The organism is Pseudoalteromonas sp. 3D05 (genome assembly GCF_002723455.1).
Lineage (GTDB): Bacteria > Pseudomonadota > Gammaproteobacteria > Enterobacterales > Alteromonadaceae > Pseudoalteromonas.
Window position 1 is genome coordinate 114,011 of the sequence record NZ_PDUS01000013.1, and the last position, 11,392, is coordinate 125,402.

General features: G+C 40.2%; 11 protein-coding genes and 1 tRNA gene. 6 read left to right on the plus strand and 6 right to left on the minus strand.

Going from position 1 to position 11,392, the window contains the following annotated elements; translation table 11 throughout:
* Positions 1-96: 96 nt before the first annotated feature.
* The 3 genes from CSC79_RS13840 to nudE all read right to left on the minus strand — a co-directional run bounded on the left by CSC79_RS13840 (position 97) and on the right by nudE (position 1,677).
* A tRNA-Met gene (locus tag CSC79_RS13840) sits at positions 97-173 on the minus strand.
* A 140-nt stretch (positions 174-313) separates the two neighbouring features.
* Positions 314-1,111 carry a 3'(2'),5'-bisphosphate nucleotidase CysQ gene (cysQ, locus tag CSC79_RS13845; RefSeq protein WP_099296354.1) on the minus strand — a complete coding sequence of 266 codons (798 nt, stop codon included), beginning with the start codon at positions 1,109-1,111 and terminating at the stop codon, positions 314-316.
* Positions 1,108-1,677 (minus strand): ADP compounds hydrolase NudE, encoded by a 570-nt coding sequence (gene nudE, locus CSC79_RS13850; protein WP_180270442.1) that lies wholly within the window; start codon positions 1,675-1,677, stop codon positions 1,108-1,110. Before nudE ends, cysQ begins: the two co-directional genes overlap by 4 nt.
* Before the next feature lie 62 nt (positions 1,678-1,739).
* Here nudE and yrfG point away from each other — a divergent pair, with 62 nt between their 5' ends.
* Positions 1,740-2,390, plus strand: a complete 651-nt coding sequence (gene yrfG / locus CSC79_RS13855; RefSeq protein ID WP_099296366.1) for a GMP/IMP nucleotidase — start codon at positions 1,740-1,742, stop codon at positions 2,388-2,390.
* Here yrfG and CSC79_RS13860 read toward each other — a convergent pair.
* Positions 2,387-3,010 (minus strand): dUTP diphosphatase, encoded by a 624-nt coding sequence (locus CSC79_RS13860; protein WP_099296355.1) that lies wholly within the window; start codon positions 3,008-3,010, stop codon positions 2,387-2,389. The two genes, yrfG and CSC79_RS13860, sit on opposite strands and share 4 nt — an antisense overlap.
* A gap of 122 nt (positions 3,011-3,132) precedes the next feature.
* Here CSC79_RS13860 and CSC79_RS13865 point away from each other — a divergent pair, with 122 nt between their 5' ends.
* Positions 3,133-3,762, plus strand: a complete 630-nt coding sequence (locus CSC79_RS13865; RefSeq protein ID WP_099296356.1) for a peroxiredoxin-like family protein — start codon at positions 3,133-3,135, stop codon at positions 3,760-3,762.
* A 42-nt stretch (positions 3,763-3,804) separates the two neighbouring features.
* On the opposite strand, the gene CSC79_RS13870 is transcribed toward CSC79_RS13865, so the two are convergent.
* Positions 3,805-4,173: a YacL family protein gene (locus CSC79_RS13870; RefSeq protein WP_099296357.1), complete on the minus strand. Its 369-nt coding sequence runs from the start codon at positions 4,171-4,173 to the stop codon at positions 3,805-3,807.
* Between the two features lie 117 nt (positions 4,174-4,290).
* Positions 4,291-4,515 (minus strand): hypothetical protein, encoded by a 225-nt coding sequence (locus tag CSC79_RS13875; RefSeq protein ID WP_058560768.1) that lies wholly within the window; start codon positions 4,513-4,515, stop codon positions 4,291-4,293.
* A 310-nt stretch (positions 4,516-4,825) separates the two neighbouring features.
* On the opposite strand from CSC79_RS13875, the gene uvrD reads away from it, so the two are divergent.
* From uvrD to CSC79_RS13895, 4 genes are all read left to right on the plus strand, one after another.
* The gene (gene uvrD, locus CSC79_RS13880; RefSeq protein ID WP_099296358.1) at positions 4,826-6,991 is read left to right on the plus strand and encodes a DNA helicase II; all 2,166 of its coding nucleotides are present in this window, start codon (positions 4,826-4,828) and stop codon (positions 6,989-6,991) included.
* Positions 6,969-9,062 carry a GNAT family N-acetyltransferase gene (locus tag CSC79_RS13885; protein WP_099296359.1) on the plus strand — a complete coding sequence of 698 codons (2,094 nt, stop codon included), beginning with the start codon at positions 6,969-6,971 and terminating at the stop codon, positions 9,060-9,062. Before uvrD ends, CSC79_RS13885 begins: the two co-directional genes overlap by 23 nt.
* The gene (locus CSC79_RS13890) at positions 9,031-10,149 is read left to right on the plus strand and encodes an ABC transporter substrate-binding protein (RefSeq protein ID WP_099296360.1); all 1,119 of its coding nucleotides are present in this window, start codon (positions 9,031-9,033) and stop codon (positions 10,147-10,149) included. Before CSC79_RS13885 ends, CSC79_RS13890 begins: the two co-directional genes overlap by 32 nt.
* Before the next feature lie 61 nt (positions 10,150-10,210).
* On the plus strand, positions 10,211-11,059 hold the full coding sequence (locus tag CSC79_RS13895) for a CZB domain-containing protein (RefSeq protein ID WP_099296361.1): 849 nt from the start codon (positions 10,211-10,213) through the stop codon (positions 11,057-11,059).
* The last annotated feature ends 333 nt before the right edge of the window (positions 11,060-11,392 follow it).

The following is an 11,392-nucleotide window of genomic DNA, read 5'->3' on the forward strand; positions in this document are numbered from 1 at the left end:
GCTGCTCCATCCCGCGCCTGTATATTTTAAGTCTATCGACTACTTAATTTAATCTCTTAAGTTAGAGTTTTACAGCACCAAGTCTAAGAAGAGAATTGGTTGCGGGAGCCGGATTTGAACCGACGACCTTCGGGTTATGAGCCCGACGAGCTACCAGGCTGCTCCATCCCGCGCCTGTAATTTCTTCTTAACAGTTTCGTGTTATTTGCGAGCCTGTTTCGAAGAGAGCGCTATCATATAGTAATAAAATTAGAATGCAAGGCCTAAACCACTTAAAGCTGTTTAACCGAACAAAAAGCAAACAAAGCGCTGGTTAAAGCGCTCTTTGGTGCGGACTTATCATTTTCTGGAACTCCCAATCTGGGTGCCCCATTACAATGAAGTCTGGGTTTTCAGTGCTCTCTCGCTGATTATACGTAAGTGGGTTAAATTCAGCATCAGTAATACAACCACCCGCCTCTTCAACAATCACTTGTGAAGCGCCGGTATCCCACTCACCAGTCGGGCCAATACGTAAAAAGCAATCGGCTTTACCTTCAGCTACAATACAGGCTTTTAGTGAGCATGAGCCCACCGCTACCGTTGTAAATTGGGTATTTAAATACTGACTTACGGCTTCTATTTTTTGGCGACGGCTAACAGCTAACGTTAAATTATCAGGTGTAGCTACACTGATTTTCTCATCAACACCATCAGTGCGTTTAAATGCGCCGTTTTGGTGACTAGCAAAATAGGTAATCCCTTTTGCCGGCCAGAAGATGACACCTAATACAGGTCGGTTATTTTCGATCAGCGCAATGTTTACGGCAAAATCACCACTTTCAAGAATAAACTCGCCAGTACCATCCATTGGGTCTAGTAGCCAATAACGCTGCCAATCTTGCCTATCGGCAAGAGGCGGAATAGGTGTTTCCTCAGACATAATAGGAATATCAGGCGCAAGGGCTTTTAACCCTGCGACTAAAACATCATTGGCGGCTAAGTCAGCTTTTGTGACAGGGGTGTGATCTGACTTTTCCTGCTGACCAATATCATCTTTCTTATAAATCGCCATAATAGCCGCACCCGCACTTTGTGCAAGCTCAATACATGGCTCTAGTAATTTATTCATTCACCGCTCTCCGAATCAATGCGCTTCATTAATAATAGCAAAGCTGCAACGCTTCGTGCTTCTGTAAAGTCATCTTGTTGTAATAATGACTGCCATTGCGTTAATGGCCACTTAACTACGACTAATGGCTCTGGTTCATCCCCTTCAAGCGTTTGCGGGTAAAGCCCTTGTGCAAACAGAATGTGCATCGTGGCATTGAAGTAGCTAGGGGCCATAGATACTTTTTTAAGTGGCTCTAATTGCTCAGCACCAAAGCCAACTTCTTCTTTAAGCTCACGGTTGGCAGCCTGCTCTGGCGTTTCGCCGGGATCGATTAAACCTTTGGGGAAACCAAGTTGATAATCGTTTGTGCCCGCACAGTACTCACGAACTAGCAGTAATTCGTTATCAGCTGTTAATGGCACTATCATCACAGCCCCTCTGCCGCCGCCACGGATCCGTTCGTATTGACGTTGTTCATTATTTGAGAACTTTAAATCTAGTGATTCAACCGTGAATAAACGACTTTTTGCAACAACTTGATTGCTAATAATGTGCGGTGGTGTTGGGTGCTTTTTCTGTGTCATTGGCATTAATTTGTTATCATGGATGCTTAACACAATCATAAATCTTTTATAGAGAAATGCCTATGCTAAATTGGTCGAAAATCGACACCGTACTATTAGATATGGATGGTACCTTACTCGATCTGCATTTTGATAATCACTTTTGGCTAAATGTTATCCCTGAACAACACGCGATTATGCAAAATATAAGTTTAACGGATGCCAAAGCTGATATTCACAAACGCTACCAAGCCGTGCATGGTCAAATTCAGTGGTATTGCCTCGACTATTGGGAGCAGCAACTAAACCTGCCAATTATGGAGCTTAAACGCCAAACCCAGCATTTGATCAAAGTACGCGAAGATGTGCCCGCGTTTTTAAGCGCCATGCGCAAAGCAGGTAAAGAGCTTATCTTACTAACCAATGCCCACCCTGAAAGTGTGATGCTTAAATTTGAACAAACGGATATAGATAACTATTTAGATGGGGTGGTCTCTACACATCAATACGGTGTCAGTAAAGAAAGCCAAAGCTTATGGCAGCAAGTGCAAGCTGATTTAGGATTTGATAAACAGCGCACGTTATTTGTCGATGATAGCTTAAGTGTATTAAATGCAGCGAGGGAGTTTGGCATAGGTCATTTATTGGCAGTTGCAAACCCTGATAGTAAGCAACCGCACAATGAAATAGATGACTATTTAAGCATCACCGATTTTAGCAACGTACACCCTTAGTTTTTAGGGTAACGCGCTTCAAGGCCTTGATATACAAGTTTTGCAAAACCTGCATGTTCGGTATCAAGGCTTTTAACAACATCAACTAAATGCTCATTGTCTTCTTTACCGTTCCACACTTTAATGTAACTGCCATCTTTATAACCATGATCTTGGCGAAAGAAGTTAAGCGTATTTTTACCCACGTAGCCACGGTATAAATCGTCAATATTCATACCGATTTGAGCCATACAACCTGCAAAAGCAGCAGCATTAAATGTTTTATCAGCAACAGCTGACGCCGCTAGTATTTCAAGTGTTTGCTTAAAGTCATCTGCTGTTTTTGGTGAGCTCAATTCTTCTTCAAGCTGTTTTGCTAAATCTAGGTAACTTGTCTCACCATCAATGCGCAGTGATAATCCAAAATGAAAAATATCTACTAGCTCTAAGATAACTTGCTCAGTATCTGGTGTTTGTTTTTTCCACCATTTCCAGCCGTAATGATCGAGCATTTCAGCACACTCAACCCAAATTGCACGGTTCCACTCAAAACCTTGGCTAAACCACTGCTCATGAACTTTGGTATTCATGGCGTTTTGCATTTCTAGCATTACTACTAGTTTATTTAAATTGGCAGACATGTCTCTTCCAGTTACTGTTTCCTAATTGCGGTTAATAATACAGATAACTCAGATCTATTGAAATTATTTCTGTTGTTAGCCTGTCTAGTTTCATTATCTAAATCAAATAAAAAGAGAGCTACATGCTAAAATCAATTTTACTTACTTTTACTATACTCTTAAGTGCAGGTGTATCTGCAGCAACAGCGACTAATATTGCTGATGAAGCTGAGCAAGTGAGTCCACTTATGCCTGGGCTAACAATCCCTGCTACAACGCTAAAAGATAAAGACGGAAATAATGTTGATTTAAGTAAACGTTTTGCAGAAAAAACAACTGTACTGATAGTTTATCGCGGCGGCTGGTGCCCGTATTGCTCAAAGCAATTAGCAAGTATTCAAAAAATAGAAAAACAAATTGCTGATTTGGGGGCGCAAATTATTGCCATATCACCTGATAGCCCTGAAAAACTAGCTGAAACTAAAATTGATTCGCCTAATTATCAATTACTCTCAGACGATAGCCTGACTTTAAGTCAAGCACTCGGACTTGCATTCTACTTAGATGATAAAACCGCCACGATTTATCGTAATAAGCTTGGAGTAAACTTTGTATCACTCGATGGTAAAGCAAAAGTTGCGCTACCTGTTCCTGCGGTATTTGTGGTGGATAAAAAAGGGTTAGTGAATTTTCAATATGCTAACCCAAATTATAAAGTCCGCCTGACTGAAAACTTACTGCTCGCTGCTGTTAAATCAGTCTCTGAACAGTAATAACGTAAATAAAATTTATAGCACAGAGCTGCGGCTCTGTGCTTATCTTCCTGCTGTAAACTCATGCCATGAATTGATTAAATCAACAAAATCCTCAAAACCACAGCCACTACTTAATCCATTTTCTTCTAGCATAAGTTCATCGTCTTGATAGGCAACAAGATCTTCTGAATCTTGGTGTAATGCATGTGCCTCAAAAATGGCTTCATCTTTATTTAAGATTAAATCAATTTCTTGACCTTGCAGCCTTAATGGCTCAAAGCTACTGGCAACTGATGTAATTAAAGCCTGTACCATGGCAATTTTATCTTTGCCAATCTCTTCATTTAACCAGCGCCCAATCACAGCATGTTCGCTGCTAATTTTAATACGTAAACCACTAATCGGGTCACGAATAAATTGATATTCCATAACTTTATCTCAATACAACTAATACATAGGATTATAACCTAGTCAGTTGTGGATCACGAAAGCCAGATACAAAAATAGCGCTATAAAGCGCTATCTTTTGCATTTCAATTAAGCTTTCTACCGGTAGGATCTAAAGCGTGCGGCATCAATGATGGCCCAAATATATACGATAGGTAGAAGCACAAAACCTATTGCGACGTAAATTAGTACACCACTAATAACCCAGGCTAAGAAAAAGAAAATTGCCGCCATAATACGACCTTGCACTAACTGTCCAAGTCCTGGAAAAAATATATTACAAATTGCTGCGATTACATTACCGCCTGAACCTTGCTCTGCCATATTAACCTCAGTTATTAATTTAATTTTCTTATTAGATACTTACACACTTCGTGCCAACTCTTTAATTTATTAATAATCATAAACTTATATAAAAACCAATAAATAGAAACTTATCTTAAATCGTGATTTTTACTAAATATCAGTCAAATTGGCTACAGCAAATATTTCATACAACAATAGCTTAGCTAAAAACACGGTTAAATAGAATAAAGAACATTTTAAAATTAACTGTTTATAAAAACAGTATTTTATTTAGCCTAACAAAAACACCTGTTATACTGCCTACAATATTGATTGAAAAGGCGTGATGATGGACGTTTCAGAATTACTCGATGGCTTAAATGACAAACAACGGGATGCCGTAGCTGCTCCACTGCAAAATATGCTGGTGCTAGCAGGCGCAGGCTCTGGTAAAACTCGAGTACTGGTTCATCGCATAGCTTGGTTAATGCAGGTAGAGCAAGCATCTGCTTACAGCGTTTTCGCGGTAACATTTACTAATAAAGCAGCAAAAGAAATGCGCTCTCGGGTTGAAGAAACACTCGGCGCCCCTGTCGGCGGCATGTGGATTGGTACATTCCATGGTTTATCACATCGCATTTTACGCGCACATCACCGCGAAGCTAATTTACCTGAAGCATTTCAAATTTTAGACTCCGATGACCAACTCAGAATGATTAAGCGCTTGTTAAAAGCGATGAACATTGATGATAAGAAGTGGCCTGCTAAGCAATTTGGTTGGTACATCAGCGCGAAAAAAGATGAAGGCCTTCGCCCAAAAGACATTCAAGCGTATGATATCAATGAGCAAATGATGCTTAAGGTGTATACCGCTTACCAAGAAGCTTGCGATCGTGCCGGTTTGGTTGATTTTGCCGAAATTCTGCTACGCAGCTTTGAAGTATTAAAAAATAATCCAACCTTACTGCGCCATTATCAACAGCGCTTTGCCCACATGTTGGTGGACGAATTCCAAGATACCAACACCATTCAATATGCGTGGCTTAAACTACTTGCAGGCGATACCAACAGCATTATGATTGTTGGAGACGATGATCAAAGCATTTATGGCTGGCGCGGTGCAAAAATTGAAAACATTAAACGCTTTTTAACTGACTTTGAAGCCGAGACAATTCGTCTTGAACAAAACTACCGCTCTACCGCCACCATTCTTAAAGCATCCAATGCGCTTATTCAAAATAACTCAGACCGTATGGGTAAAAGCCTGTGGACTGATGGCAATGAAGGTGAGCCAATCTCTATCTATGCCGCGTTTAACGAATTAGACGAAGCACGCTTTGTTAGCAGTAAGTTGCGTAGCTGGCTCAATGCGGGTAATGCATTGCAAGATGCGGCTATTTTATATCGTAGTAACGCGCAATCGCGGGTACTTGAAGAAGCCATGTTACAAGAAGGCTTAAAGTACCGTATTTATGGCGGTATGCGATTCTTCGAGCGTCAAGAGATAAAAGATGCCTTAGCTTATTTACGCCTTGTTGGTAACCGTCAAGATGATGCTGCATTTGAACGCGTCATCAATACGCCTGCTCGCGGTATTGGTGATAAAACTCTTAGCCATATACGTGATTGTGCTCGTGCTGAGTCATTACCTCTTTGGTATGCCGCTAAAGCAGTTGTTGAACAACAGCACTTATCTGGTCGTGCAGCTAGCGTTGTTAGTAAGTTTGTAGAGCTCGTTGAGCATATAGAAGAGAAAATTGGCGACTTGACACTCGAAGAGCAAGCCAAGTACGCAATTCAAACATCAGGCTTAATGGCCATGTATCAAGCCGAAAAGGGCGAGAAAGGCCGTGCTCGAGTAGAAAATTTAGAAGAGCTTATTAGCGCGTGTGGGCAGTACGAATTACCCGAAGACGAAGAGTTTAGTTCACCTCTGCAAGGCTTTTTAGCCTATACCTCACTTGAATCGGGTGATGGCCAAGCTGAAGAACATGAAGATGCTGTGCAAATGATGACCCTTCACTCAGCAAAAGGCTTAGAGTTCCCGCTAGTATTTATGGTGGGTGTTGAAGAAGGCATGTTCCCGTCACAACAAAGTAATGAAGAATCTGGCCGTTTAGAAGAAGAGCGCCGCCTGTGTTATGTTGGCATGACACGAGCAATGGAAAAACTCTATATTAGCCACGCCGAAAGCCGCCGTTTATACGGCCAAGAAAAATACCACAGTCCGTCACGCTTTTTACGTGAAATGCCTGAAGACTGTGTTGAAGAAATCCGCATAAAAACTCAAGTCTCTCGCCCACCTGCTGCAGGACGCTTTAGCTCATCGGTTAGCCATGCAGCATTTGAAGATAGCGGCTTTAATTTAGGCCAACGCGTTGTGCACGCAAAGTTTGGTATTGGTACGGTGTTAAATTATGAAGGTGCTGGTGCGCAATCACGAGTACAAGTGAACTTTGATGATGTTGGCAGTAAATGGCTAGTAACCCAATATGCACGACTTCAAGCAATTTAATACTGAGCTAAACAAAGCATTATCACAACTTGCCTATGCTAAGCATAGGCAATTATTACTGATCACAGGTGAACAAAGCTGGTGCTACTTAGCTGCTCAGCACTTGCTCAACGAGCTAAATGGCGCCAAGGTCAATGTATTATCAAAAAGCACAGAGCTAACTTCTAGTTTTTGGCCAGAGCACACTCATCAAATTTTAGGTCAAGAGTTTGATCATGCGATTTATGATGGCTTTAGTGGCATTTTACCCGACAAACTCGCTGCACTAAGCGGCACTGTTAAAGCAGGTGGTTTATTGGTACTACTTTTGCCTGAAGTGAGTAACTTAGAAAATTGGTGTGATCCTGCTTTAACCTATTTTCAGTCCTATGCGCAAAATCGACCCATAAGCTTTTTTAACCAACGCTTAGCAAAATTATTACCACAAAATAAAGCACTGCATTTTAGCCAATTAAATGGCTTTACAGCTACTCATAATAACACTGTCGAAGTGGGAGTTATTGATTTAACTGAGCAACAAGCGTGCATTGAGCAAATTGTAAAAACAGCTAACGGCCGAGCAAATCGCCCTTTATTAATAAGTGCAGATAGAGGCCGAGGAAAGTCATCAGCACTGGGTTTCGCTGCTGCGCAATTGTCAGATAAAAAAATAGTGATTTGTGCTCAACAATTTACTGCATTACACAGTTGTTTTAAACACCTCGCACAAGCACATAATTTAAGCTACAACGCCTCAGATAAACAACTGGCAAACTTACATTATAGTCCGCCCGATCAGTTACTGAACGAGCTTCCAGAATGTGATGTATTATTTGTAGATGAAGCTGCCTCTATCCCCGTGCCACTACTCATAAAAATGCTCACCCATTACCCACGTATTGTATTTGCAAGTACTATGGTGGGCTATGAAGGCAATGGTCGAGGCTACACATTAAAATTTAAGCGCTATCTACAAACCCATTATAAAAACATGCGCAGCATTGAGCTCAAGCAGCCAATTCGTTTTGCAACTAACGACCCTCTAGAGCAACAAGTATGTACACTGCTTGCACTTAATGCTCACTATGATGACCAGCCCAGCAGCTTTGGGTCTATTGTATTTCAAGAAATAGAGTCTAAAAACTTCTTACATGATGAGTCATTACTAATTGAAGTTGTTGGCTTACTGTCATTGGCACATTATCAAAACAGCGTAAATGATTTACGCCACCTACTCGATGCCAGTTCGCAACGTCTTTTTGCGTGTTTTGATGATTCCAAAATTATTGCAGTGTGTTTGGTAGCGATAGAAGGTGGGTTAACACCTGAGATATCTCAACAAGTCGCAGCTGGTAAACGTCGGCCACAAGGCCATTTAATGGCGCAAACATTAGCTCAACTTACGTTTAATTCAGCGGTTTTAACAGAGAAAATGGCGCGTGTTGTGCGTATTGCTGTTGCACCAGATAAACAGAACAATGATATTGGCTCTCAATTACTTCAATTTACAGAAAATCAATTGTCTTCACACTGCCACTATTTTGGAGCAAGCTTTGGCGCTAATGATACGTTGTTGAGGTTTTGGCAAAATAATGACTTCAGTCTAATAAAGTTAGGCTTTAAAAAAGATAAAGCAACTGCAGAATATTCCGCGCTAGTTGTTAAACCGTCCGATGCAGGCAATAATTTAATTAAGGCGTTAGCCACACAGTTTAGCGCCGACTTCGCATTTCAATTGCTCGGTCATTACCAGCAGCTTGATCACCAATTAGTCGAAGTGATCATCAGTAATATGAAAAACACCCCCTATTCAAAAAGCGAAAATGAGCGATTAAAAGCATATATAGCGAGTGATTATCAAATTCACAATATCAAACCTTTATTGTGGCGAATATTTTGGCACTGCCCAAGCAGCCTAAAAAATTGTGATGAACATACCAAATACCTTTTAATTAGACTAATATTACAAAATTGGTCGCCAGAAAAGCCACACCATACATTACTTAGTAGCGGAAAAAAATCACTTAGTAAACAATTTAAACGGGCTGTAATTAATTGGTATGAAACTCTCTCACATTCAAATATATTTTAAGTTCTTGCCGTGGCTGTTTGCTTTCGTCAGCTGCTTTTGCTCTGCTTCAAAGCCCCCTGAAATAAAATTAGGAATGTCCATCGCCTTAAGTGGCCCAGCAAAGCAAATTGGCGAGCAACTTCATTTAGGGAGCCAAACCTATTTTGATAAGCTTAATAAAAGAGGGGGAGTCAACGGTTCAAAAATAAACCTTATCGTTGCCGATGATGGATATGAACCTAAAAGGGCTGTTAATAATACCCATCGCTTTATTCAAGACGAAAATGTTTTAGCCCTATTTGGGGCAATGGGCACTCCTACAAGCCATGCCGTTTCACCAATATTAGAAAAACTGCGGATACCTTATCTTATGCCCTTTAGTGGAGCTGACTTTTTGCACTTAAACCCGACTATAAACGTGTTTAATATTAGAGCAAGCTATTACGATGAGGCAAAAGTACAGATAGAATATTTAGTCGAAGAGAAAAAGCATACTAAGATAGGTTTTTTAATTCAGGCAGATGAGTTTGGTTATGTTGTAGAGACAGGGCTGTTAAAATCACTCTCAAAATATAACTTAAAACCTATTAAAGTAGCACGTTACCTCCGTAATACTCATGATGTTGATCGAGCACTAAAAACATTAAAAAGCAGTGGGGTTACTGCTATTTGCTTGGTTGGTACATACAGCCCTCTGTCAAAATTTATAAACACAGCGTTTGAAGAAGACTTTAAACCAGATTATACCAGTATTTCCTTTGCCTCTAGCCCTGACTTATTTTCTAGCTTGAAGTACCCTACTGACTTAATGGTGACTGAGGTTGTGCCTAACCCTGCACAATGCGATAACAGTTGGTGTAAAGAGTTCTTATCTGATATGCGAGATAAAAATATCGATAGGCCGACTCGACTCCACTTTGAGGGTTATTTAAATGCAGTCATTTTTAGCCTAGCAGCAACCAGTTGTGAATCCCCTTTAGAAGCAAAGTGCTTAATGTCACAACTAGACGAAACATTTCGCAAAAACAAAGAAATACATGAACTCTTTACCTATTCAGAACAAACAGACAAGCATAAGGTATATCGTTCATTATTCTCATTAAAATAGCTGCTATTTCTCAATACTGTTCTATTCTTATATAACCCTACTAGGAGGTGATGAGGAAACTATGGATTTAATTAACTTTCGTGTTGGACAAAAAACTATTTCGTTAAAGATATTAGACATATTATTAACGGAGCGTTTTGAAAATAACCTGACTTCATTACCAAATGACAATAAGAGCTTTATTGGTGTAAAAGACTATATGGAAACACCAACACCAATATTTGACTTAGGTATTGTTCTCAATAACCAATCAACATATATCACCAACAAGCAACTTTCTGACCTCCTTGTAGAGCGTGAAAAAGATCATTTAGAGTGGTTAGATGCTCTTGAAGCAAGCCTGACACATGGTACCCCTTTTAATAAGTCAACCGACCCTGATAAATGTGAATTTGGTAAATGGTATACTAATTTTAAAACTGATAACGAGGATCTCAAAACCATTCTGGATAAGTTCGATACCCCCCATAGAGAGCTTCATGCTATGGCTAATGAGTTGCTTGATATGCAAAGGCGGTTAGGAAAAGAGAAAGCTATTGCTCATTTCAATACAAAAAAAAGAAGCGTTTTTAATGTGCTCATGAGGCTTTTCGAATCCGCAAGAGAGCAGATTAATCTTGATTACAAGCCTATCATCATTTTCACTACAAAAGATGGACATACTCCTCACCTAGGCCTGTTAGTTGATAAAGTAGAAGACAATATCAATATCAGTAAAGAAGACATCAAACCATTGGATAAGCTAACATCGATTGGATTTGATATCGAACCACAAACAAAAAATATGATGATAGGCTTAATAAAACTTGAACAAAAACACAGTGTACTTATAGATCCCGGAGCAATATTTAGACCTGAACACCTGCAACACCAAAATACAGAAGAAACTGAAGCCTATGGAATCTTCTAATTGTTAGCCTGTTAAAATAAAAACTTAAATCACTTTTATACCAGACACAAAAAACCCGTCACATTGCTGTAACGGGTTTCGCTTATTTGGCGCCATGGTGCGCTACGCAGTAGGATGACCTACTTCATATGCAGCGTATGATTGATATTCTTCAATAATGACTCACCGCGCTCTGAGGTGTTCGTGACGTTCTTTTACCCGTGGGTTTCGTGATACTCAACCCACGCTACGGTGTATAGGTTGACACTGTGCTACTCGGTAACTTTCTTTCAGACAACAAAAAACCCGTCACATTGCTGTAACGGGTTTCTCTTATTTGGCGCCATGGTGCGC